The sequence below is a fragment of the Zymobacter palmae genome (genome assembly GCF_003610015.1).
GTDB classification, from domain to species: domain Bacteria; phylum Pseudomonadota; class Gammaproteobacteria; order Pseudomonadales; family Halomonadaceae; genus Zymobacter; species Zymobacter palmae.
The window spans coordinates 72,807-96,132 of the sequence record NZ_AP018933.1 but is presented as its reverse complement, the minus strand read 5'-3'; the positions used below and the strand labels follow the sequence as shown (position 1 = coordinate 96,132).

The 23,326-nt window shown below is 55.2% G+C and carries 20 protein-coding genes and 1 pseudogene; 11 read left to right on the top strand and 10 right to left on the bottom strand.

Features of this window, described 5'->3' with window-relative positions; genetic code table 11:
• Nucleotides 1-37: 37 nt before the first annotated feature.
• A pseudogene (locus ZBT109_RS14260) lies at nt 38-799 on the top strand (Tar ligand binding domain-containing protein); the annotation flags it as partial.
• Nucleotides 800-1,591, top strand: coding sequence for a methyl-accepting chemotaxis protein (locus ZBT109_RS14255; protein WP_456300746.1), 792 nt, complete (start codon nt 800-802; stop codon nt 1,589-1,591).
• A 200-nt stretch (nt 1,592-1,791) separates the two neighbouring features.
• Here ZBT109_RS14255 and ZBT109_RS00440 read toward each other — a convergent pair whose 3' ends face one another.
• From ZBT109_RS00440 to ZBT109_RS00425, 4 genes are all read right to left on the bottom strand, one after another.
• Nucleotides 1,792-3,258, bottom strand: a complete 1,467-nt coding sequence (locus ZBT109_RS00440) for an amino acid permease (RefSeq protein WP_051523636.1) — start codon at nt 3,256-3,258, stop codon at nt 1,792-1,794.
• 342 nt (nt 3,259-3,600) lie between these two features.
• The gene (locus ZBT109_RS00435) at nt 3,601-3,999 is read right to left on the bottom strand and encodes a DUF6694 family lipoprotein (protein ID WP_156934022.1); all 399 of its coding nucleotides are present in this window, start codon (nt 3,997-3,999) and stop codon (nt 3,601-3,603) included.
• 265 nt (nt 4,000-4,264) lie between these two features.
• Nucleotides 4,265-4,612 carry a DUF6694 family lipoprotein gene (locus tag ZBT109_RS00430; protein WP_027704426.1) on the bottom strand — a complete coding sequence of 116 codons (348 nt, stop codon included), beginning with the start codon at nt 4,610-4,612 and terminating at the stop codon, nt 4,265-4,267.
• A 133-nt stretch (nt 4,613-4,745) separates the two neighbouring features.
• A complete protein-coding gene (locus ZBT109_RS00425; protein WP_169733984.1) occupies nt 4,746-5,495 on the bottom strand; it encodes a GntR family transcriptional regulator in 750 nt (249 codons plus the stop codon).
• 851 nt (nt 5,496-6,346) lie between these two features.
• Between ZBT109_RS00425 and sucC the strand changes: the two genes are divergently transcribed.
• Both sucC and sucD read left to right on the top strand, forming a co-directional pair.
• Nucleotides 6,347-7,513, top strand: coding sequence for an ADP-forming succinate--CoA ligase subunit beta (sucC, locus tag ZBT109_RS00420; RefSeq protein ID WP_027704424.1), 1,167 nt, complete (start codon nt 6,347-6,349; stop codon nt 7,511-7,513).
• The gene (gene sucD, locus ZBT109_RS00415) at nt 7,513-8,376 is read left to right on the top strand and encodes a succinate--CoA ligase subunit alpha (protein WP_027704423.1); all 864 of its coding nucleotides are present in this window, start codon (nt 7,513-7,515) and stop codon (nt 8,374-8,376) included. Before sucC ends, sucD begins: the two co-directional genes overlap by 1 nt.
• Nucleotides 8,377-8,636: 260 nt before the next feature.
• Here the strand turns inward: sucD and ZBT109_RS00410 are convergent, their stop codons facing one another.
• On the bottom strand, nt 8,637-9,827 hold the full coding sequence (locus tag ZBT109_RS00410) for a poly-beta-1,6-N-acetyl-D-glucosamine N-deacetylase PgaB (RefSeq protein WP_084261702.1): 1,191 nt from the start codon (nt 9,825-9,827) through the stop codon (nt 8,637-8,639).
• A gap of 875 nt (nt 9,828-10,702) precedes the next feature.
• Here ZBT109_RS00410 and ZBT109_RS00405 point away from each other — a divergent pair.
• From ZBT109_RS00405 to ZBT109_RS00395, 3 genes are all read left to right on the top strand, one after another.
• Entirely contained in the window at nt 10,703-11,020 is a 318-nt protein-coding gene (locus tag ZBT109_RS00405) for a hypothetical protein (protein ID WP_027704421.1), read from the top strand.
• Nucleotides 11,021-11,102: 82 nt separating this feature from the next.
• Nucleotides 11,103-11,516 carry an NUDIX hydrolase gene (locus ZBT109_RS00400; protein ID WP_027704420.1) on the top strand — a complete coding sequence of 138 codons (414 nt, stop codon included), beginning with the start codon at nt 11,103-11,105 and terminating at the stop codon, nt 11,514-11,516.
• Between the two features lie 96 nt (nt 11,517-11,612).
• Complete coding sequence (locus ZBT109_RS00395) at nt 11,613-12,227, top strand: hypothetical protein (RefSeq protein ID WP_027704419.1); 615 nt, start codon at nt 11,613-11,615, stop codon at nt 12,225-12,227.
• Between the two features lie 345 nt (nt 12,228-12,572).
• Here ZBT109_RS00395 and ZBT109_RS00390 read toward each other — a convergent pair whose 3' ends face one another.
• Nucleotides 12,573-12,851: an HU family DNA-binding protein gene (locus tag ZBT109_RS00390; RefSeq protein WP_027704418.1), complete on the bottom strand. Its 279-nt coding sequence runs from the start codon at nt 12,849-12,851 to the stop codon at nt 12,573-12,575.
• Nucleotides 12,852-13,247: 396 nt separating this feature from the next.
• Between ZBT109_RS00390 and ubiA the strand changes: the two genes are divergently transcribed.
• From ubiA to phoR, 3 genes are all read left to right on the top strand, one after another.
• Nucleotides 13,248-14,126, top strand: a complete 879-nt coding sequence (gene ubiA / locus ZBT109_RS00385) for a 4-hydroxybenzoate octaprenyltransferase (RefSeq protein ID WP_051523635.1) — start codon at nt 13,248-13,250, stop codon at nt 14,124-14,126.
• A gap of 36 nt (nt 14,127-14,162) precedes the next feature.
• Entirely contained in the window at nt 14,163-14,846 is a 684-nt protein-coding gene (gene phoB, locus ZBT109_RS00380) for a phosphate regulon transcriptional regulator PhoB (RefSeq protein WP_027704416.1), read from the top strand.
• A gap of 91 nt (nt 14,847-14,937) precedes the next feature.
• Complete coding sequence (gene phoR / locus ZBT109_RS00375; protein ID WP_027704415.1) at nt 14,938-16,254, top strand: phosphate regulon sensor histidine kinase PhoR; 1,317 nt, start codon at nt 14,938-14,940, stop codon at nt 16,252-16,254.
• 91 nt (nt 16,255-16,345) lie between these two features.
• On the opposite strand, the gene ZBT109_RS00370 is transcribed toward phoR, so the two are convergent.
• The 4 genes from ZBT109_RS00370 to ZBT109_RS00355 all read right to left on the bottom strand — a co-directional run bounded on the left by ZBT109_RS00370 (nt 16,346) and on the right by ZBT109_RS00355 (nt 21,901).
• On the bottom strand, nt 16,346-17,398 hold the full coding sequence (locus ZBT109_RS00370) for an N-acetylmuramoyl-L-alanine amidase (RefSeq protein WP_169733983.1): 1,053 nt from the start codon (nt 17,396-17,398) through the stop codon (nt 16,346-16,348).
• A gap of 269 nt (nt 17,399-17,667) precedes the next feature.
• Nucleotides 17,668-18,381, bottom strand: a complete 714-nt coding sequence (gene cysZ, locus ZBT109_RS00365) for a sulfate transporter CysZ (RefSeq protein ID WP_027704414.1) — start codon at nt 18,379-18,381, stop codon at nt 17,668-17,670.
• 128 nt (nt 18,382-18,509) lie between these two features.
• A complete protein-coding gene (gene uvrD, locus ZBT109_RS00360) occupies nt 18,510-20,768 on the bottom strand; it encodes a DNA helicase II (RefSeq protein WP_027704413.1) in 2,259 nt (752 codons plus the stop codon).
• A 251-nt stretch (nt 20,769-21,019) separates the two neighbouring features.
• On the bottom strand, nt 21,020-21,901 hold the full coding sequence (locus tag ZBT109_RS00355) for a DUF72 domain-containing protein (RefSeq protein ID WP_027704412.1): 882 nt from the start codon (nt 21,899-21,901) through the stop codon (nt 21,020-21,022).
• A 194-nt stretch (nt 21,902-22,095) separates the two neighbouring features.
• Between ZBT109_RS00355 and mltA the strand changes: the two genes are divergently transcribed.
• On the top strand, nt 22,096-23,259 hold the full coding sequence (mltA, locus tag ZBT109_RS00350) for a murein transglycosylase A (protein WP_051523634.1): 1,164 nt from the start codon (nt 22,096-22,098) through the stop codon (nt 23,257-23,259).
• Nucleotides 23,260-23,326 lie beyond the last annotated feature (67 nt).

Sequence of the window (23,326 nt, the reverse complement as noted above, 5' to 3'; positions counted from 1 at the left end):
GAACAAATGGCCCACGCCTAACAAAGGTAGACCGACCATGAAAATGCAAGACAGGAAGCTATCGACATTGCTAACGGTAGCGCTGGGGGGCATCTTGCTTCTGTTTGCGCTCATTATTGGCACCAACTCCGTGGTACTTCATGAATCAGAAGAATTAAGCCAGGCCGCGGAAAAAGAGCTGAAACTGACACGAACCCTAGAAAGCAGCATGGGGTATTTGCACCTATCACGCATCGCACTGCACCGTGCTGTTTCCGCCGCGGTCATGAAAGACACGGAAGAATTCCGCCAGCAGGAAGCGCGCATCAAAGAATTGCTACAGTTGTCCGATCAGCAGCTTGATCACTTCCGTCAGCAAGAAGACGACTCTCCCGAAATGCTGGATTCGCTGGTAGCCGCTCGTCAGAAGCTGATCGACCAATCCATTCTGCCCACCCTTGCGGCACTGCATAACAATGAGATCACCAAGGCCGATCAGTTGACGCTGGGTGCAAAGAACATCGATCCACAGCTGGTCAAATCCGTCGAAGCGATTCAGACCGTACGTGAAAAGCACCAAGCCGATGTCTCTCAAAAAAGCCGTCAGCAGGTGCGCTTGAGTTACTACATCATGGCGTTCAGCGGGCTGTTCAGTGCGCTGGTGTGCGGCATCATCTTCATCGGCGTTCGCCGCATGATCATCAAGCCGCTGGATGAAATTCAGGACCGCTTCCGCCAGATTGCGCAGGGCAATCTGAGCGAGCCGATCCATGACCGCGGACGCAATGAAATCGGTCGCTTGTTCTCAACGCTGCGTGATATGCAGTCCGATCTAGGCATGATCGTCGGTCAGGTACGTAACAACAGCATCAAGCTGCACGACCACGTCCGGGATCTGGTTACACGCAACCAAGATCTGGCCAGCCGTACCGAACAGCAGGCAGCATCGCTGGAAGAAGCCGCGGCCAGTGTTGATGAACTGTCATCGACGGTAGAACACAACACGACCAATACGGCACAGGTCTCGGCACTGTCGGCGGATGCGGCGGATATCGCCCGCAACGGCGGACAGGAGATGCGTCAGGTCGTCGACAACATGAACGATATTGCGACGCGCGCCGAAGAAATCGCGTCCATCGTTGGCATGATCGACAGCATTTCGTTCCAGACCAATCTTCTGGCTCTCAACGCATCAATCGAAGCGGCAAGAGCCGGGGAACACGGACGAGGCTTTGCCGTTGTGGCTGGCGAAGTTCGCATGTTGGCAACCCGATCTGCCGACTCCGCCCGCTCCATTCGCACCCTGATCGACGGCGTAACGACCCAGATCAAGTCTGGGGGCCAGGTTGCGCACACGGCAGGTAATACGATCGAAGAGGCCGTGAAGAGCATCACCCAAGTTAACCAACTGATTGCGGATATCGCGGCGGCATCCAAAGAGCAGGCTATGGGCATCCGTCAGGTCAGCCAGGTCGTCACGGAAATGGACGGTGTTACCCAGCAGAACGCCACGCTGGTGGAACAAGCGTCTTCTTCCATGACCTCGCTTGAAGGGCAAGCCGCGGACATGGCCAGCCTCGTCGAACGCTTCCGACTGGCAAAGGAAAGCTGATCGCCACGCGTCATGGGCACCATGGACAAGGCCCATGACGCTTGCTACCCATACCAACCGTCGTGATCCGCTACGCTCAGCGCCCCGCCATCACAACAAGAACGGTACGCTGATATCGGATCATACCCACAACAAAAAAGGGAATGTTTCATGTGAAACATTCCCTTTTTGCATTTGATAGTGTGCATAGCCAAGCAACGTCAATCGGCGAGCACAGCCTCGTCCGCGCCCAAAAAGACATGGCGCTTCGCCGACACTTCCGGCTGACGCTTCTGCAACCAGTACCCTACGCACGCCGTCACACAGGTAATGACCAGTGTAGCAATGACCTCCAGTCGATGACCGGGCAGGAACGACATCAAGCCCAGAATTGCCGCGATAGTCAGAATGGCCAGCCATGTCAGATAGGGAAATGCCCACATACGCACCGGCGGCGTAATGCCGTGACGATCATTCATAACGCGCATCTTTAGCTGAGTGATAGCAATGACCAGGTACATTAACAGAGCAATCGCCCCACTGGTCGACAGTAGAATGTTGAAGGCTCCTTCTGGCACCACGAAATTCAGCAGCGTGATGACCAACGACACACCCGACGTCGAAAAGATGGCCCAGCGCGGCACACCTTCACCGTGCGTCATGGCCCAACGCTTGGGTGCATCACCGCGCGAAGCGAGCGAGAAGGACATGCGCGAACCGGTATAGATCGCCGAGTTGAGGCAGCTCACTACCGAAACAAGCACAACAACGCTCATGATGCCCGCCGCATAAGGAATATTCATCGCCTTGAGCGCAGCCTGATAGGAACCCTGCGCCAGCTCAGGCGTATTCCACGGCACGATGCAGACCACAACGAAGATGGAGCCGATATAGAACAAGCCCAGACGCCATACGACCGAACGGATAGCCTTGCGCACGTTGCCACGCGGATTATCCGATTCCGCAGCGGCAATAGTCACGATTTCAGTTCCCTGGAAACTGAACATAGCCACCAACAGCGCCGTAACGACAGAAACACCGCCCTGCGGGAAGAAACCACCGTGTTCGGTCAGATTGTGCAGCCCTTGAGCCGGTGAGAACGGCAGCCAGCCCAGAATGGCCAGAGCACCAAGAATGATGAATAGACAAATAGCGATGACCTTGAACAGCGAGAGCCAGTACTCCGCTTCACCGAACATCTTGACATGCAGACTATTGCACAGCGTCAGGATAGCGATCATTCCGACTGAATACAGCGCTGATGGGCCACCGAACCAACTGGCCAGAATATTGCCCGCCACGATGGACTCTATTGGCACCAGCAGTACATAGAACCACCAGTACAACCAGCCGATGGTAAAACCCGCCCAGCGTCCGAGCGTGCAGTCAGCATAGGAAGAAAAAGAACCAGTCGTAGGAAATGCCGTGGCCATTTCACCCAGCATTTTCATGACCAGGATGATGATGCCAGCGGCCACGAGATAGGCCAGCAGCACCGCGGGGCCAGCGGTCATGATGGCATTGGAAGACCCGACAAACAGGCCTGCGCCTATGACACCGCCAATGGAAATCATGGTGATTTGGCGGCTGCTCAGGCCATTACCAAGGTGCGTATCCTCGCGAGGCGAAGAGGAAGAAGCCGCGTGCCGAACGCGACGTCGAGTGCTCGTTGCAGTAAAGGAGGTCATCGGTATCACTCTCCATGCTCATGAGTACCAGGCAGCCTATGGTCGTTTATCACTGGGCCTGGTGAAGGCTTGACCGTTTCGATTGTTCCTTTATGGCATTGCATGAAACATGCCAGCCTTTTTCACAGGCCGAGGTGAGCATCAGAGCAGAACAGAGAACAGCGGGTAGAGCATGAGGCGCGTGCGAACACGACAGGGGGCGGCCGAAGAAGGCAAACGAAGGCGGCATTACCGAACGGAAGGAAACAACGGAAAGAATAGCGGCACAGTCTTGGTGCAGAGGATCACGGTACAACGGAACGAGGTTTTGCCACACATCCCTTTGCGGCAAGAACGCCCGTATTAGGCATGCATTTGATTCAACGCATATTCATGTTCAGTGTTGAGGATGTCATGCGCCGTGCGCCCATGAAGGGCCTGATGCAGGCGAGCGTTGATGACATCCTTGGTGCACAGGCGTGGCTGTGCACAGTGCTGGAGCGCATTCTGGATTTCGTATTGCGTGATGGACTCGATGGCTGCGTCCAGCTTCATACTCTGTTCTGGAGACAGAGAAGCCTTGATGCGCTGCAAGGATAGGAGATAGCTCTCAGAGCTACTCAGGTCAATGGCAGGTTCTCGCTGGCACCCAACAAGCGTGCAGATAAGCGTGGCGAGTGTACTGGTTAATAGAAAGCGCAGCATGCGAGAAGACACCGTCTTGAAGGTCATTTTTCTAAGCGAGTCACGATGATACGGCAAGGCTGCCCCCTTAATCTAGACAAAACATGACGTTATCTGACATATATCGACCGTTTTTTAGAAGACTGTGCACAAGATGTGCTTTCGAAAAGAAAAGGAAAGCATGTCAAAGCTGCAATAAGCGCTCAAAAACACCCTCTTCACGTGGAATGAAGCAGTGTTAACACCTTGACGAGGAAGAGATATTCAGGGTCTGCCAGAACGACACATCGCGAGGAACGGGTCTTGCGAAGGGGCTGAATAAAGAGGAGAAATGCGCACCACGTTAAGGCGCAAGCTGCCTTGCCTTTGCCATAACCTCTTCTGCACTCAAGCCATTGAGGTAAGTCAGCGATAATATGGGCGCAGAGCTGGGTGCGGCGGCCCAGCGATTAATATCTTGCAGGGTCAGCGATGTTACCAACCGCTGTAAGGCTCGCTCGAACGTTTCCCGCTGGTCGTCGGGCAGCGCCTCCTCCATATGCTGTATCGAAATCAGCATGTGCTCTTCATCGCTCAGATCAAGGCGAGGCACGGGAGCAGACAAGGGTGAACAGTGGGTAATGCTGAGTCCCAGCACCACCACCATTGCAATGCGGAGCCGTCGGATGATAAGCGCAGCAGCATGCAGCATATAGCGTTCCTTTCACGTGAGTCATCATGTCATGACTGTTCATCCTGCAAGTGAAAGTGACCGTGCGCAAAGCTGGGACGTTGTGCAGTGCCGCATGATGACGACGCACCTCACCCGCCACGTATACGTGGTATCAGCGCGTGATTTCGATCATGAAGTCATAGCAGTCCGTACGGCACCACGTTTCCGTCAGTTCAACGGGGCGGCCAGTCAACAGATAGCCCGTACGGATAGATTTCAGCAGTGCCGTACCTTCGGGTACATCAAGCAGTGCAGACAAGGGAGGAGAAGCATTGATGGCACTGACCTGCTGCAGTGCGCGCGTAATAGGTGTGCCCTGCTGATCAAGGTAGCCGTACAGCGATTCCTGCAACGCGTCGGGGCACGGCAGCAGGTCGGCAGCGATATAGTGATCGTTGACGGCCACGACCTGCTGATCGGCCATGCGCTTGCGCTTTAGGAAGGCAACGGGAGTTTCAGGCTGAAGCCCCAGCCGTACAAGGCAATCGGTAGGCGGCACACGGACATCGCGCACCAACCATTCAGAGGATGGATGATAGCCGCGCGCCTTCAGCATCTCCGTCAGCCCCTCCAAACGTGTCAGCGTATGCTGATCACGAATAAGGTCTGCCTGAGGGGAGATGTAGTTGCCTGCGCCGTGACGGCGTTCGATCATCCCTTTGGTATGTAGACTGTCCAACGCCTTGCGCACCGTAACGCGAGACACGTTCAGCACTTCGGCCAGCACACGCTCTGAAGGCAGCACATCGCCCGTGTTCCATAGGCCGGCAAGGATCTGCTGTCGAAAGGCCTGCTCTAACTGCTGGTATAACGGTATAGAGGTTTCATGATCCAGCATAATGCGAGCAAGGCGGTTCTGCATGCAGGTCTCCGGCATATAGAAGAGGACAGAATAGGCAAGTAGCCCAAGATGAAACATTATATAAACGTCATCTTAAGACTACACGATCCTGCCACATTGATGGATAACAACGCCCCGAAACTGCGTATTCTATTAGGTATAGCAATGCTTCATCCAAAGTGGCAGAGAGACCAAATGCCACCCCGCATGTCTTTCCCACCACTTATAATACGAACTGTATCGAAAAAGAAATTCCCGCCAACGCCCGTAGGATGAGGCATAAACCTCGGCCCTCCATACCTAATTCAGTCCTGCGCTCCTTATATCTGGCTCTAACAACAAAAGCCGTGTAGCGCTCGTTGTCGCTATTTTTTATTAACAAATAGGCCAATTAGTTTAATTCTGCTTTTTTACCGATTAGGTTATTGCTCTCGTTCATACCTTCTTCTTTCACATAACTCGACCAGAGACAGCTGCCTCCTCCCCTCGCCCTTTTCTCTATCACAATATAAAGGCACTTTTAATTCGTTTTAAAGCATCGCTGCCGCATCGGACACTCTTTCCAGACTAGAAGCCGATCATCGGCACGTGTCACCTCTTTTCCCCAAGGCCATGCCACGGGCATGACATTAAAGCGGAGCATGCAATTTCGGCCTCCCACTTGCGTTGCTGAATCTGCATTTCGCAGGCCATGATCGAATCCTGTGCCCTAGTGGCCTGCGAACTCTCCTGCGATATGGCATGATCAGAAAACACGACGGCCTTGTTATAGGCTCTTCATCACCGTTTGCCCGCACCCCATGGCCGGTGAGTCTTTTCTGAAACGCAAGGATTGACGCCTTTCACTTATCGCCAGCAGGAACTCCAACACCATGAACGTACACGAATATCAGGCCAAGCAGCTGTTCCGTCAGCACGGTCTGCCTGTGCCCGAAGGACATGTCTGTACTTCCGCCAGCGAAGCTGAGTCGGCTACGGCCCTGCTGGGCCCCGCTCCATGGGTCATCAAATGTCAGGTGCATGCGGGTGGCCGCGGTAAGGCCGGCGGCGTGAAGCTCATTCACAGCGCCGAAGAGGCGCATGCCTTTGCAGAACACTGGCTAGGCCAGCAGCTGGTTACCCATCAGACCGACGCACAGGGGCAGCCCATCCATCAAGTGCTCGTGGAAGAAGCCACAGCGATTGCTAGTGAGCTATACCTGGGCATCGTGATCGACCGTGAATCCCAGCGCATCGTGGTTATGGCTTCTCAAGAGGGTGGGATGGACATCGAGCAGGTGGCCACGCAGACACCAGAGCGCATTCACACCATCACTTTGCATCCGCTTCTGGGCGCTCAACCGTGGCAAGGCCGCTCACTTGCCTTTGCTCTCGGGCTGCAAGGCAAGCAGGTTCGTCAGTTCACCGATATCTTCATGAAGCTGACAGCACTGTTCACTACCTGCGACCTATCGATGGTCGAGATCAACCCGCTGGTTATCACTGAAGGCGGTGATCTCAAATGCTTGGATGCCAAGCTGGACATTGATAGCAATGCGCTGTTCCGTCACCCGGACCTTGCCACGCTACGCGATCCGTCTCAGGAAGATGAACGCGAAGCGCGAGCGGCCGAATGGCAGCTCAACTATGTGGCACTGGATGGCAGCATCGGCTGCATGGTGAACGGTGCAGGGCTGGCGATGGGCACGATGGACATCATCAAGCTTCACGGCGGTGCGCCAGCTAACTTCCTCGACGTCGGGGGCGGTGCCACTAAGGAACGCGTCACGGAAGCCTTCAAGCTGATCCTGTCAGACAGCAAGGTCAAGACCGTACTGGTGAACATCTTCGGCGGAATTGTACGCTGCGATTTAATCGCGGAAGGCATCATCGGCGCCATTACTGAGGTCGGCGTCGATGTTCCGGTCATTGTTCGGTTAGAAGGAAACAACGCAGCACTTGGCGCTCAGCGTCTGGCCGACAGCGGGCTGGATATCATTGCAGCAACCGATCTGACGGATGCGGCACAACGCGCCGTCGCTGCCGCGGAGGGGAAATAATGTCCATTCTGATCGACAAACACACCAAAGTGATCTGTCAGGGGTTCACAGGCAGCCAAGGCACTTTCCATTCCGAACAGGCACTGGAATACGGCACTCAGCTGGTCGGCGGCGTAACCCCCGGCAAGGGCGGCACCTCTCATCTAGGCCTACCGGTCTTCAATACGGTACGGGAAGCAGTAGATGCTACCGGCGCAACAGCATCGGTCATCTACGTGCCCGCCCCGTTCTGCAAGGACTCCATTCTTGAGGCCATTGATGCCGGCATTGAGCTGATCGTCACGATTACCGAAGGTATCCCGACACTCGACATGCTGGCCATCAAGGCGCGCCTCAACGAGGCTGGCGTTCGCATGATTGGCCCCAACTGCCCCGGTGTTATCACACCCGGAGAGTGCAAGATTGGTATCATGCCGGGACATATCCACCTGCCGGGCAGCGTAGGCATCGTCTCCCGCTCAGGCACGCTGACCTATGAAGCCGTCAAACAGACAACGGATATCGGCATGGGGCAGTCCACCTGTGTAGGCATCGGCGGCGACCCCATTCCGGGCACGAGCTTCATTGACGTGCTGGCGTTGTTCGAACAGGATCCGAAAACGAAAGCGATCGTGATGATCGGTGAGATCGGCGGCAACGCCGAAGAAAAAGCGGCGGAATACATCCAAGCCAACGTCACCAAACCGGTGGTGGCCTATATCGCTGGCGTGACGGCACCTGCAGGCAAGCGCATGGGCCATGCTGGTGCCATCATTGCGTCAGGCAAAGGAACGGCTGCCGACAAGACTCAAGCACTGGAAGCAGCCGGTGTAACGGTCGTCAAAAGCCTAGCCGATATCGGCAAAGCATTAACGCAGCTGTAACCCATCACACCGACGCCTCAGCAAGCACAATGCCTCTATCCGCCGCCAACAAGGCTAGATAGAGGCCTTTTTTCATCACGACCATGTCACCCCCCTTTCCTGTCAGCAATGCCTGTTCTTCTTCACTCTGTATCGACATGTCCTGAAGGCAGTGGACTGCATCAGACAGCGACTCTATGCAGAAAGCCCGCTCTCATCGCTGCCGACAAGAACGGGCCTATCCATCAGGACACTGTCATCCGGTCAGAGATATCAGTGGCTCAAAGTGCAGACATATCGAAATGAGCGCTACCTTGCAACGCAGGGTAGAATCCGACCCCTTTCGCCCCGGCATCCACCAGCGCCTGCACCTGTTGACTCAGAACGGCAGCGGGGATGGTGTAGTCCTCACCGCTAGAGTAGTAGCTCCAACACACGCTCTGCAGCTTGAATACCAGCTTGTGCGAGCGCTGACGACCATTGCTGTCCGCGATAGCGATCGCCGTCTGAGCCAAATTTCGCAGCCATGACATCGCATCGTCAGAGGCCGGATCGCCGCCAGCGCTCATATTGAAGTAGGACATCACCACAACCTGATCGTAAAGGTCGAGTGCCGTATCCAGGTTCTGTGCGTACCATTCCCCCGTGACGGCATCGCGGTACAGCACAGCGGCATCGTAGTAGTCACGAGCGAAGAGTAGGCGCGTACTGTCAGACTGCTCACGCTGCGCAAAGCGTTCAGGGAAGGCCTGCTGATAGCCGCGACGGAAGGCATCGAACATTTCACGGCTGAGCTGATCCAGCGCCTGTGTTTTATAACGACGCCAGTCTTGGTTCTGCGTATTTTCATCGTCGTTGAGGAAGTCGTTCAGGGCATCATCGCTGGTGTCAGTCAGGCCGTAGCGGGCAACAAGCAACTCGACCCCCTTATCAGACACATCTTCCCAGTTCGACAGCAGCAGATCGTCTTGGAACATCACACCGTCCAGTGCTTCGCTGGCCTGTCCCAGCGCCTCGAAGAACGTCGCCAGACGCGTATGGGTCAGCTCACTGAACGGAGAGGCGCGGCGATACCACACGCAGTTCTCGCTTTCGGCTTCTTCCGTTGCCTTCACAACGGTGTTGTCCGCCATCAGGAAGGCGTTATAGATGCTGGGCGTCCAGACAAGAATGCGACTGTCAGGAAGCAGTTCGCGAATGATCTTAACACCGGCCTTGAAGATGTTCGCATTCATGACATTGGCGCCAAGCGAGTGGCCCGGATCAAACAGCAAGTAATCCGCCATTCGATCACGGTCATTAGCGATATTGTCGAAGTTTTCGCTGAAGACCTGCACATAAACAACGTTGGCCCCAGAACCTTCCAGACGAGCCCGTATATAGTCTTTCAAATCATTGTAATCATACCCTTCACCATCGCCATAACACATGACGTCCAGGTCGATCTGCATAACTCGAGTTGCTACGTTCATTGATTATCGTCCTTTGCTTGACCGCTTGTTACCACTTGGGAACGCCATTAGTGTTGGACAAGCAAGAGGACATTGCCAATATTTAAGGGGAGCACGCGTTGTTATATAAAATCCCACACCCATATAAATCGTAACGTATTGAAAGAACAGCTATAAAATGCCTAAAATGACACATCAAATAAAACAATAAAGACAAATAAGAATAAATAAGTAGCTATTCAAAGCCATGTAATCCAATTGATGACACTTCCTATCCCTGCAAAAAATATAACGACAGATGCTTTTTTAACCCGCCCTTCATTGCGTACGCACCCTTTCGGCATGATGGTCAGCTAAGGCCTGAAACAACCGTTACTTGCTGCCAGACCTTTTCGAATATCAAAGCGATCCAGACTTGCCTGTGCCTATGAAACCCCGCTGATGCGGGCCACCTGATGGGCGTCATTATTGAGCTCAATCCAAACCATTACGTAAACGTAATAAAAGTAATGGAAAAGCCAATACCACCGCCACATCTATTATTTTTGCCCTTGAGGTAAAGTTGGTGATAGAAGCCAAAAATTGACGTTTCATTGAATTTACCCTTGAGGATAAGTTAATTCAGTTAAAAATATATCGTTTAAAATCAACATCATGTATTTAATTATCTTAACGTGAACGTCATATATTCCTAAGGAAAAGTACTCATTACCTCCTCTCGCCATGCTAAAAGATCCCTTTGGAAAGGGAGCAGTGGCAAGCATGAGCACGTGGCTTTCCGCCCGAGAGATAAAGAAGCCATCTCCTATTCATATAACGTTAACGTCATAAAAGAGATTGCTGGTTCACTTCCATGACTCTGCTATCATGGGCCGTTTGTCATCTCATAGGGGAAAATGGTGAAGACACGTCAGATCATTTGTGCGCTGTTTGCCGCTAGTCTGGCATCCTCCGCTGTAGCCGCTGATTCCGCCATAACGCTTCCACGGGATATACGCATCTTTCTGACCAACATGGAAGACTGTGAACATATGGCTGGCGAGGTGGACAATACACTCCCTCCCGAAGCGCTCCAGAAAAACATCAACGAAGCCAATCGCACGTGCAAGCTCGCAAAACGGCAATATGAACATCTTCGCCAGAAATATCAGGGCCAGGGAGCCATCGAAAACATTATCTCTCCCTACGGCACGACCATGAATTCATCCTTATAACATTCAAGATGAATCATCTGCATGGGATGGCAATGCGGTTTATTGCGCTCTCGGCTCTATCTAAAGAATAAAAGGATACTCTATGGCTCCTTCCATCATACGCGTCGTTGCCGCTTGCCTACTGGATGACCAGAACCAACTTCTTTTAGTGCGCAAACGCAATACACAGCTCTTCATGATGCCGGGAGGCAAGCCCGAAGTCGGTGAAGACAATCTCATGGCACTCACACGTGAGCTAAAAGAAGAGCTGGACTGGGAATGTGACCCACAGACGCTGAAACCGCTGGGTCAGTTCAGTGCGCCAGCAGCCAACGAAGCCGATATGACGGTAGTCGCCGATGTATTCTGGGGGCGAATTGATCAGACGGTATTTCCGCAGGCTGAAATAGAGCAGCTGGAACGGGTGCCTCTGGGGAATATTGACCGTCTGCCTTTGGCCCCTTTGCAGCAGGTACTGATGCCTGCTCTTCTGGCGGCATACGCATCGGAACAATAACAGAGGGTGTGGATAACACAGTCCATCATGTTATCCACACCCCTTTCGCAAGACATGTTAGAGAATAAATACCGTACCGGTATAAAGGTGTCGATCATGCTGCTGACCCAATGGGTGATTACCGCCGTTCTGTCGCTTTCAATCTGTGTTGTATCGGACCGACAGCTAAATGCGAGCCATATACAAGGCGCAAACACCCACCGAGCCATACAAAAGGCCGGTCAGCTGATAGGGGCGATGGCGACCACACTTGCCTGTCTATGGCTGGTGAAATGGGTTGCGATAAACTCGCTGCTGGCGATCGTACTGCTCCAGTTGGCAATGGCACTCTATCTGGCTCATCTGGTCTGTGGGGCTGTGTTGCGCCAGCGCTCAGCGCAACACAGGCAACAGCAGAGTGACACTTATCTGCGCGCCATCCCTATGGTGTTGCGTTCAACCTTTCTTGCCCCAGCGGGGCTTTGCTCGCTGGGCCTGCTGTCACTGTTCATTTCAACGCAGCAGGTCTCTTGGCGTTTTATCTTGAGCATTGCGCTTATTCATATTGTCGTTATCGGTGTTCACACTTTGACACCACTGCGACAACACAACGAAGATAACCTTTCAGGCGACACCGCCAGATGGAAGACCATTATGTTGCGCATAGCATGTGTCACGCTTCTGTTCTCAAGCGCTTGTATCGCTGGACGATCTATCCTTCATCTCTATTGATTGCCTGCCTTCCTATTACCCCTCAAGCGATACCCCACGCATAGTTGCTTCTTTTCCATGTAAAACAGACGCCTGCCACTGATGCGACAATCAAGCCTTGGCGGGTGCCATATCGAAAGACCTTTCGTAGGAAGGCGTTGGGCCTGCTTCAGCCACAGCGAGCGGCTCAACCTCAGCCAGAAACAAAGCCACTATCGCGCCCTGCACCATCAGTGGCACGGCCCTCTTCACCGCCTGCTCGTTCGTCCGATACCTCCTCGTCATAGACCCGACACATAGCAAAACACCGTGGGTCCCTTTCAGGGCCCACGGTGTTTATATGCTGCTGTAAGGAAGAAGATATCGTTATTTCTTCGCGACAGCGTCTTTCAAATTCTTACCCGGTTTGAAAGCAACGTTCTTGCTGGCCGGAATGGTCAGCGGTTCACCCGTCTGCGGGTTTTTACCTGTACGTGCAGCACGTTCGCGCACGGTGAAGGTACCGAAACCGATCAAAGTAACGTCACCACCTTTAGACAGGCTACCGCTGATTTCATCAAGAATGGTATTCAGCACCTGGCTGGCCTTGTCCTTAGACAGATCTGCACGTTCGGCGATGGCTGCTGCAAGTTCCGGTTTACGCATGTTGAACTCCTGAAAAACAGAAAAAAGTATGGCACACGTGCCCATCCCTGGACGGAAACACGCAACGAGTGCGCTAATGTTCCCCGTCATGCCTGGACACACTGACATGACACCTCCACGGGGAAATGCCCTGCCTATAATGCCGCGATAGTGCATGTCATCATGCCTTCAACTACACATGATGAGCCGGTTGTCGCCATGCGACTCTGTCATGGCAATGCCAGCGTCATCGTAGCAACATCATATGAGGCGGTGCCAGTCGCGCCGGTCCGCTATACATATATTTGTCACGTCGTGTCACACACTCACATGTGTCATGGCAATGATAGACATCATTCGGGTACTCTCCATGCAAGGATAAGGCCTCTTTACTGTTTTCTGCTCTGGGATCCATCCATGTTGCACGCCATACACCACTTCCTTCGCTACCGCGCCTGCGATTTCATTCGGCTGATGCGCCTAGATCGACCTATTGGTACCTGGCTGCTGATGTGGCCGACACTCTCAGCGCTGTGGCTGGCCCGCCAGGGCATTCCCTCTCGACGCGTGCTGGTGATCTTCCTGCTGGGGGTCTATCTGATGCGCGCAGCGGGCTGCGTGATCAACGACTATGCCGATCGGCACATCGACGGCCATGTCGCACGCACCCGATCACGCCCCCTGGCCGTCGGGGCAATCGCTCCCAAAGAAGCACTGGCACTGTTCGGTATCCTGTTAGGCGCTTCCTTTATTCTTGTCTGTTTCACCAATGCATTCACGGTGCTGCTGTCGTTCGGTGGTGCCGCCCTAGCCGCCATCTATCCGTTCATGAAACGCTACACCCACCTTCCTCAGGTCGTGCTAGGAGCGGCATTCGGCTGGAGCATCCCAATGGCGTTCGGCGCCGTGCAGGGCACCGTGCCGCTGGACGCTTGGTGGCTGTTTCTAGCCAATGTGGTATGGTCGGTGATCTATGACACCCAGTACGCCATGGTCGATCGCGACGATGATCAGCAGCTTGGCGTTAAGTCCACTGCCATTCTGTTCGGCAACGCCGACCTCGCCATCATCATGCTGCTGCAACTGTTGATGCTGGTGCTGCTATCCGGTCTGGGACTCAGCATGGCACTGGGGGGATTCTATTGGCTGGGGGTAATGGGTGTTGCCGCTACCTTCCTGTACCAGCAGTGGTTGACGCGCTTCCGCGATCGCGACGCCTGTTTCAAGGCATTTCTCAACAATCACTGGACAGGAGTGTGTCTGTTCGGCGGTATCGCGCTGTCGCTCTGGCCCTGATTCATCAGCCCACCACTGGTTTCATGAGGAGCCACTATGGCGCAGACCATCCTGATCATCGATGACGAAGCGGCCATCCGCGACATGCTGGCAACCGCCCTTGAAATGGCGGGATTCGAGGTGCTGGAAGCCGAGAATGCGCAGCAAGGCCACGAGATGGTGCTTGATCATCGTCCCGATCTGATTCTGCTGGACTGGATGATGCCCGATATCAGCGGCATCAAACTGGCGCGCCGCCTGAAGCGCGACGAGACGACCCATGAAATTCCCATCATTCTGCTGACGGCAAAAGGTGAGGAAGACAACAAGGTGCAGGGGCTTGAAGCCGGCGCTGATGACTATGTCACCAAGCCGTTCTCGCCGCGCGAGCTAATTGCCCGCATGCGCGCGGTTATGCGCCGCGCCGCGCCAAGCGGCCAAGGCACCGTCGAAGTGAACGGCCTGGTACTCGACCCCACCAGTCAGCGCGTCACCATCGACGGGCGCCCACTTGAGCTGGGCCCTACCGAATATCGCTTACTGTCGTTCTTCATGACCCATCAGGAACGCGTTTACAGTCGCGCACAGCTGCTGGATCGCGTGTGGGGTGCAAGCGTGTTTGTAGAAGAGCGCACGATCGACGTTCATATCCGACGCCTGCGCAAAGCGATGGGAGAAGGCTACGATGGCCTGATCCAAACTGTCCGTGGCTCAGGCTACCGCTTCTCGGCCCAGCGCTGAACGCGAGCGAGAACCGCTACACTCATTCCATTCGGTGCCCACTCAGGACACCGCTTTTGCTGACTGCTTCGTCTGACAGGGATAACGCCGCATGTTCTGGCTGCGTGAACTGATGGTTATGCTACCGCTGGTGCTCGTGCCAACGGGAATACTGGGATTCTCACAGCATCAATGGCTGTGGGGGCTGTGTATTGGCCTCATGGCGGCACTGCTGCGACAGCTGCGGCAACTCTGGCAGGTCTACCGCTGGTTTCGTACACCAGAGCAGCCTGTACCGTGGGCTAACGGCGGCTGGGGGGCCATGCTGTCGCGCCTGCACCGTTACCGTCAAGCACAGCATCGCCGCCAGAAACGCCTGAACGATGCTGTCCTCCGTATGGGACAGACCGCCGAGGCCATGACCGATGCGATTGTTGCTATCGACAGCCACGGGCAACTCGATAGCTGGAACCATGCCGCACAACGCATCCTTGGCCTGAACACACAGGAACACCGAGGTCAGGTCATCACGAACGTACTGCACGACGAACAGTTCGTACGCTACTACGAAGATCAGCACTACGATGAACCGCTTGTCCGTCCGTCCCCGGTTGATACGTCATACATGCTACAGTACCGCATCACTCCGTTTGGCAACGACGAGCGACTGCTGATTGTCAGTGACGTCACGCGTCTGCATCGTCTGGAACAAATGCGCCGCGATTTCGTCGCTAACGTCTCCCATGAGCTACGCACACCACTGACCGTGCTGCGTGGCTATCTGGAAACGTTCGAACAGGCCGCTAACGATATATTGCCGCCGCGATTGGCTCGCGGCATCGGCCAGATGCAACAGCAGGCCGAGCGCATGCAGCACCTGACCGATGACCTGCTGATGCTATCGCGCTTGGAAAACGATACCCGCACCACGCCTCACGCCATCATGGATATTGCAGCCCTGATCGACAACGTGCGCCGTGACGGTATCGCACTATCGGAGTCCTACGGCCATACGTTGACTATGAAGGTCGAACCGGGCTACAGCCTCTACGGCGACCCTCTCGAAATTCGTAGCGCCATCACCAATCTTGTATCGAATGCCGTGCGCTATTCCGGCCAACAGCGCACTATCGAGCTGACGTGGACATTGGAACGTGACGCACATGGCAGCGTTCAAGGCGGCATTCTCGAAGTGGCAGATGATGGCGATGGTATCGACCAACGCCACCTTCCACGCCTAACCGAACGTTTCTATCGTGTCGACAAGGGGCGTTCCAGTGCCACTGGGGGAACGGGGCTTGGGCTTGCGATCGTCAAGCACGTCATGCTGCGCCACAAAGGCTATTTGACCATTAAGAGTGCTCCCGGAGAAGGTGCCCGCTTCAGCCTACATTTCCCTGAAGACCGCCTGATTCCTAACGGCCTGTAACCCTCTCTTTTGCTCTCACAAAAAAGGCGCATCATGATGATGCGCCTTTTTTATTCCCTTGTTTAAAGATCTATTCAGCGATAGCGATCACTTACTTACGTCTGACGGCACGCACAGGAACAGGCTTAGGTGCGAAGCGGCTGCCTAGCAATTGTTGGGCAACGGCAGGCCCTTGATACTTGTCGAGCAGCGCAAACAGAATGGCCGTTGTTTCCGCATCGGCAACGCCACTGTAATCGGCGGGTCGGAAGTGCATCTGGAACGCAGCCACGACCTGCCGTGTCTTCTCATCCATTACCCCGCTGGATACCAAACTGTAGCCATAGCGTGAAAACGCGTTCTGCAGATCACCAATCGCCGGCAGGCCCAGACTATCAAAGCGCTGCCGATAGGCAGCGATCGTAGCGCTATCAGGCCACGCCCCCACCCCCGCATCGGCCAGCTCTTTCCATGGGAAGAAGGGACCCGGATCCAGCTTGCGGCCCGGCGAGATATCCGAGTGCCCTACGACATCGGTCGGCGTGATGCCATAGCGGTTAACGATATCCTTCGCGAGCACCACAACCTGATTAATCTGAGAAGATGAAAACGGATGCCACACCATCCCTGTTTCAGTCCGCGTGAAACCGGGATTGACGATCTCGATACCGATGGAGGTGTCGTTAAGGTTGTCGCGTCCTTTCCACGAACTGACGCCCGCATGCCATGCCCGCAGATCCTCATCGGCCAGCTGCATGATGACAGGCTGGCTATTGTAGATGCCGGTTTGTTCGGGAATCAGATAGTGCACGCCAACGTGTTCGCCGGTCAGCTCACGGATGGCAGCGGGATCGTCTCCCCCCGTGTAGTGGATCACCAGCGTTCGCACACGTGCGTTGGCCGCGGAAGAGCGCAGGCTGTGATCGACGCGATAGCCACTGCGTCGTTCTAGCTTCTGTGCTTCTGCGGGGCTGTAATAGCGAGGAGGAAAGGCATCCTGCAACACGGGAGGGCTGATCGGCTGATGATCGACCACTTTGAGTGAGGGAGAACGCGTGGTGGGTTTGGCAGGCTCGCCAGCACACCCCACCACTGCCGTCATAACCATTCCCAGTAATACTGATGGCAGCGCCAGACGGCGAAGCGAACGCGATTCACGGGCCATGAATGAGGTCTCAGGTACAAGAATGACGGTAAAGGGGAAAATGCCCCGATGGTCATAGCCGCTGGCCATCAGAGCCGATGAAATATGACACGGTGGACTGCGCTCATACTGAACCGCACCACTCTATGAAGCGTAGCACCTTCTGATTTACTCTCCTTCCTGCCCTGCTGAAAACTGGCTTAGAAGGCAAACATGGCATCAATTGACGGCATCCAAAGTTTGTAACCACTTACAAACCCCAGAGATGGCTTATCAAAAGCACTCGACTATCAAGACCCCGTTCGATAATGGTGGCTCCAGAGAATAACGCCTGCGGCTACGGCCGCGGGCATAATAATCAGATTGAGTATCGGGACGACGATAAGAGGCGTCAGGATAAGACCAAAGAGCAGCGTCTGTCCCTTATGCTTCCATAGCAAGCCACGCATATCCGCAAAGCTCACCTGATGGTTATCCATCACATAGTCCAGATACTGAATGGACAGGCACCAAGCCGAAAGAAGCAGCCAGGCCACTGGCATGAACGGCTGTGTCCCCGGAACAAAGCCGATAGCGAACAGCAGCGCCATCCGCGGCAGGATGAACGACAGTTTTTGCCATTCACGCCCGAGGCTATCAGTGATCAGCTGCCCCCAGCGCCGCTCGTCCTGACTGCCACTCCCCCCTAGCTGCCGTTCGACCTGTTCCGCCAGCAGGCCATAGAAGGGGGACGCCAGAAAGGCAACGACAAGCGTGAATGTGAAGTAAGTGATAACTAACGATGTAGCCATCATCAAAAGCCATATCAGCCACGACAACCAATGCAGCCATGAAGGAAAATGGCGGGTCAGCGCATCGCTCCAGCCAGGCAGGTAAGCGTAGAGAAAGCCCAGTAGCACAACGTACAGCACCGCGCTGATAGCCACCGGAACGACGACGTAACGACGCAATCCGGGGGACAGCACCATTCGGGCGCCCTGCTGTAAGGCATCGATTGCATTCATGACATGGCCCTTGTTGGTTGATATTTATACCCGAGGATAACAATGCCGGCGCACCCTGCGTGAGCAGAATGCGACGGCATCATAAGGGTAACGCGATGTACCGCGCTCAGCGCGGAAGGCACGAGCGCTTAGAGCGGTTGCAGCTTGGCAAAGCCCAGCACCAACCACTTGTTGCCTTCATCGTCGAAATTGATCTGGACGCGCGCACGACTGCCTTGGCCTTCGGCACCAATCACAGTACCGTCCCCAAAGACCGGGTGAGAAACGCGCTGCCCCAGCGATAGGCTCATGCCATCGTGCTCAGCCTGCTGCTGCTCGAGCGAGCGCTTGGAATCGTACAGCCCACCACGCGATGCATTCTTCGATGAAAAGCTGCTGCGGGACGGCGGCATAGGACGGGCAACCTGTCCACGCAAGCGCACTTCTTCAATCAGGTCTTCGGGCAGTTCGCGAATGAAGCGCGATGCCCGCTGATAGGTTTCCTTGCCGTGCAGACGGCGCATCTCGGCATAGGTCAGGTACAGACGCTGCATGGCGCGTGTCAAACCCACGTAGCAGAGGCGTCGTTCTTCCTCCAACCCAGCGGGATCTTCTATCGACCGATTGTGTGGGAACAACCCTTCCTCGATACCGGCAATGAAGACGACCGGGAACTCGAGCCCTTTCGCTGAGTGCAGCGTCATCATCTGTACCGCATCTTCGAATTCGTCGGCTTCGTGATCCCCAGCATCCAGTGCCGCTTCAGAAAGGAAGTTTTCCAGTGTAGCGTCGCCAACTGCTTCACCGGCCGGTTCGAAGGGGTCGGTACCGCGCATGTCTCCCTGCACGTATGCACGTGCTGCACTGACCAGCTCTTCTAGGTTCTCTACACGCGCCTGCCCCTTCTCACCCTTCTCTGCGCGATGGTGCTCAATCAATCCCGTCACGGTAATCACGTGGTCGATGATTTCGTGCAGCATTAGTCCCGAAGTTTCGTTGTCGAGACGATCGACAAGATTAGCGAAGGTCTGCAACGCGCTAGCGGCGCGCCCGCTGACCTGCTTGTGAGCGACAAGGTCGTGCAATGCCTGCCACAGTGAAATGCCTTCGTCACGAGCATGTGTTCGCAACAATTCAACTGTCTTGGTACCTATGCCGCGGGCGGGCACGTTGATGACTCGCTCAAGCGACGCGTCGTCTTCGCGTGAGACCATCAAGCGCAGATAGGCCAACGCGTTTTTGATCTCAAGGCGCTCGTAGAAGCGGTGTCCACCGTAGATACGGTACGGCACCTTGGAACGAATCAGCGTTTCCTCAATAACGCGCGACTGCGCGTTGGAGCGATAGAGGATGGCAATATCACTACGCTTGTAGTCGTGTTCTTTGATGAGTTTCTGCAGTGTATCGACGATATAGCGTGCCTCGTCGAGGTCATTGAACCCCGCATACACCGAGATTTTTTCGCCACCGCTGATATCGGTCCACAGCTCTTTGCCCATGCGCCCAGTGTTGTTGCGGATCAAGGCGTTGGCCGCATCCAAAATCACATTGGTCGAGCGGTAGTTGCGTTCCAAGCGCACGACCTGCGTGTTCGGTAGCTCCTCGCTAAAGCGCACGATGTTCTCGACGCGCGCACCGCGCCAGCCATAAATAGACTGGTCATCATCGCCCACGGCTGTCACATGGCCATTGGGACCCGCGAGTAGCTTCAGCCACGCGTACTGCAGACGGTTGGTATCCTGAAACTCATCCACAAGGATATGGCCGAACCGCTCACGGTAGTGCTCAAGCAACGGGGGATTGTCACGCAGCAGCTCCAGCGAGCGCAGCAGCAACTCGCCAAAGTCGACCAGCCCTGAGCGTTCGCAGGTCAGCTGATACAGTTCGTACAGCTCGACCATCCGCAGCAAGTACTGATCGCCATGCGCCTCGACCTGCCCCGGTCGCAGTCCTTCTTCTTTGCACCCAGAGATGAACTGCATCACCTGCCGAGGCGGATAGGTTTCATCGTCAATGTTGTGGTCTTTCAACAGGCGCTTGATCAGCCGCAGCTGATCATCACTGTCGATGATCTGGAAGTGTTCCTGCAGCTTTGCATCGTGCCAGTGCGTGCGCAGCAGACGGTGCGCAATGGAGTGGAACGTACCGACCCACATGCCCCGCGGCGAGACGCTCAGCAACGCTTCCAGACGCGTACGCATTTCACGTGCGGCCTTGTTGGTGAAGGTTACCGCCAAAATGCTGTAGGGCGACAAGCGCTCGACTTCCAGCATCCAAGCGATGCGGTGCACCAGCACGCGCGTCTTGCCGGAGCCAGCCCCTGCCAGTACCAGCAGGTTGCCCTGCGGTGCGCTGACGGCCTGGCGCTGTTCGTCGTTGAGCGAATCAAGCAGATGATGGGAGTTCATGTCTGGTGTTCCGCTGATGGCCTCTGGACGGCACCTTCATCGCTGCGACCAGAGGTCTTGAATAGAGAAGTAGAAAGACGGTATTCAGCGTCCCTTCAAGGCGCGCTGTAAATAACCACAGCATACCATGAAGCCCTGATCACCGCCCGATAGCGCCAGAGTCCTCTTCAGAAGAATGCAGGCCTACAACGCTGAAACCGCATGTGGATAACCTGATCTAGTCGCAAGCCCAAACGGCTTCCCTCTATGGGTCAGAACAGCGTGCTTTGATGCTCCCCAGCAAACGTGTCCGGCACCCTTACCTGACCATTATGCTGCAGTGCTGCTGAAACCTGCTCGGCATAGCGCCGTGCCAGCGTTGGTGCCTGCCGATTGTCAGGAGTATGCACAAACAGAAAAGGGGTTTTCCCCTGACTTATCCACAGGGCAAGCCGATCGACCCACGGCGCAAACAACGGATCGTTGATCTGATCCTCAAAATGGCCGATAAAGCGCACGATAGGCCGCGACCCCGTAGCGATCACATGCAGCGGGCGTTTGGGTTTCTCCTGCTGTGCCTTCCACAGGGCCGAACCGGGAGCCCCCGGATTCATCATTACCGGCCGAACATCCAGCATGACACGGTCAGCGTTGTGAGTTATCAACAGACGATTGAACGCTCGCTCCGCGTCGCCTTTGGCAAAGAAATCAAACGACCGTGGTTCAACGGCACAGGGAATATGGGCAGGCCACTGCACTAGAAGGCGTTCGAGATCAATCATGGCTTCCTGACCCAGATCGCGCGGCAACTGAACCATGACCGGCCCGAGGCGAGGTCCCAACAGACTTAACCGTTCAAGAAAGCGTGCAATATCGGCCTCACAGTCACGCAGACGCTTTTCATGTGTGATGAAAGCGGGCAGCTTGAAACAAAAGCGAAACGACTCGGGCGTCTGAGCGGCCCAAACTCGCACGGTCTCTTCCTTGGGAATACCGCTGTAGAACGTCGTATTGCCTTCCACGGCATCGAAAGCCGCAGCGTAGTCGGGCAGACTTTCCGTCATCGCCGTATGCGGCGCATAGAGGCTTCCTTTCCAATCAGGATTGGCCCACATGGCCAGACCGAGATGAAGCTGCGGCGTGTTCTTGTGCATTACCGACGGAATCCTTGTCATACCCATGGGTCATAGAAAAGCGTAGCGAAACTTACCCTCTGTAAAAACCGCATTGCAAATGCTGGAACAGAGGGCCGTCGAGTCTCTACACTACGCAACGTCCGCCTTTCATCATTGCGAGAGATGCCCCGCCATCCCATCGCAATCATTTACGTATTGCAACGAGGTCTGTCGTGCGTTCGCTTCGCTATCTGCGCTCTCTGATGTCTTTTGGTCATCTGCTGTTCGCAGGCCTACTGGTAACGGCCTGTAGCTCGACAGCACCTCGCCCGTCCACACCCCAGAACACAGCTTACGTGCCGGGTCTGCGCACCGATGCCGGTAGTGGCTCGTCACTGACGCGCTGGCGCACGGAAGACTGGCAGCAGCTTCCCGGTTGGTCAGAGCGCCAGGCACAGTCGGCATGGCAACCGTTCCTGCAAAGCTGCAAAGCACTGGGTAAGCAGCGTGACTGGCAGCAGGTGTGCATGGACGCTCAGCGCATGAACGCCGCCAATGCCAGCGAGCTACAGCGCTTCTTCGAAGAACGTTTCCGGCCATGGCATCTGACCAACGACGATGGCTCAACAACCGGGCTGATCACGGGATATTACGAGCCCGTGCTGCGTGGTTCTCTGACCCGCCACGGCCCCTATCAGACGCCGGTCTATCGCTATCCACACGGCATCGCCAGCACGCAGGTCAACAAACCACGTGCGCACCTGATGAAGCAGCCATTCCTCAAAGGGCGAGAACTAGTATGGGTGGACGATCCTGTCGATGTGGCCTATCTGCAAGTGCAGGGCTCAGGACGCGTCAGGCTGGAAGATGGCCGCATGATTCGCGTGGGCTTTGCGGGCACCAACAACCTGCCCTTCCGTTCCTTCGCACGCTGGTTGCTTGATCGTCATCAGATCACCGCCGACCAAGCCACGATCAAAGGCATCAAGCAATGGGCACATGCCCACCCTCAGCAAGTCGACGACATGCTCAATGCCAACCCGCGCGTCGTCTTCTTCCGCGAGATGCCTGCCGTCGATGAGTCGACCGGGCCCACTGGCGCGTTGGGCGTTCCTCTAACGCCGGAACACAGCATCGCCGTCGACCCCTCGCATGTACCACTGGGCGCACCGGTATTTCTGTCGACCACGCGTCCGCTGTCCAATGAACCGATCCAGAAACTGGTTATCGCTCAGGATACCGGCAGTGCCATCAAGGGCACTGTTCGTGCCGACTACTTCTGGGGCCTAGGTGATGCCGCAGGAGAAACCGCTGGGCGCATGAAACAACGCGGTGAAATGTGGGTACTGCTGCCTCGCTACATGGGATCAGGACAGCTCTACTCGGCGCGCGGATAGTCTTTTTGCTCTTCTCTCTGGCCGTGCATACGGTCAGAATGCTTCGCTTTCTTGATTCAGGTGATAC

Excerpts from the sequence above, each read along its gene's own strand:
- ZBT109_RS14255 (WP_456300746.1), top strand. The coding sequence starts at position 800 with ATGCAGTCCGATCTAGGCATGATCGTCGGTCAGGTACGTAACAACAGC.
- ZBT109_RS00440 (WP_051523636.1), bottom strand. The coding sequence starts at position 3,258 with ATGACCTCCTTTACTGCAACGAGCACTCGACGTCGCGTTCGGCACGCG.
- ZBT109_RS00430 (WP_027704426.1), bottom strand. The coding sequence starts at position 4,612 with ATGCTGCATGCTGCTGCGCTTATCATCCGACGGCTCCGCATTGCAATG.
- ZBT109_RS00425 (WP_169733984.1), bottom strand. The coding sequence starts at position 5,495 with ATGCAGAACCGCCTTGCTCGCATTATGCTGGATCATGAAACCTCTATA.
- sucC (WP_027704424.1), top strand. The coding sequence starts at position 6,347 with ATGAACGTACACGAATATCAGGCCAAGCAGCTGTTCCGTCAGCACGGT.
- sucD (WP_027704423.1), top strand. The coding sequence starts at position 7,513 with ATGTCCATTCTGATCGACAAACACACCAAAGTGATCTGTCAGGGGTTC.
- ZBT109_RS00410 (WP_084261702.1), bottom strand. The coding sequence starts at position 9,827 with ATGAACGTAGCAACTCGAGTTATGCAGATCGACCTGGACGTCATGTGT.
- ZBT109_RS00405 (WP_027704421.1), top strand. The coding sequence starts at position 10,703 with ATGGTGAAGACACGTCAGATCATTTGTGCGCTGTTTGCCGCTAGTCTG.
- ZBT109_RS00400 (WP_027704420.1), top strand. The coding sequence starts at position 11,103 with ATGGCTCCTTCCATCATACGCGTCGTTGCCGCTTGCCTACTGGATGAC.
- ZBT109_RS00395 (WP_027704419.1), top strand. The coding sequence starts at position 11,613 with ATGCTGCTGACCCAATGGGTGATTACCGCCGTTCTGTCGCTTTCAATC.
- ZBT109_RS00390 (WP_027704418.1), bottom strand. The coding sequence starts at position 12,851 with ATGCGTAAACCGGAACTTGCAGCAGCCATCGCCGAACGTGCAGATCTG.
- ubiA (WP_051523635.1), top strand. The coding sequence starts at position 13,248 with ATGTTGCACGCCATACACCACTTCCTTCGCTACCGCGCCTGCGATTTC.
- phoB (WP_027704416.1), top strand. The coding sequence starts at position 14,163 with ATGGCGCAGACCATCCTGATCATCGATGACGAAGCGGCCATCCGCGAC.
- phoR (WP_027704415.1), top strand. The coding sequence starts at position 14,938 with ATGTTCTGGCTGCGTGAACTGATGGTTATGCTACCGCTGGTGCTCGTG.
- ZBT109_RS00370 (WP_169733983.1), bottom strand. The coding sequence starts at position 17,398 with ATGGCCCGTGAATCGCGTTCGCTTCGCCGTCTGGCGCTGCCATCAGTA.
- cysZ (WP_027704414.1), bottom strand. The coding sequence starts at position 18,381 with ATGAATGCAATCGATGCCTTACAGCAGGGCGCCCGAATGGTGCTGTCC.
- uvrD (WP_027704413.1), bottom strand. The coding sequence starts at position 20,768 with ATGAACTCCCATCATCTGCTTGATTCGCTCAACGACGAACAGCGCCAG.
- ZBT109_RS00355 (WP_027704412.1), bottom strand. The coding sequence starts at position 21,901 with ATGCACAAGAACACGCCGCAGCTTCATCTCGGTCTGGCCATGTGGGCC.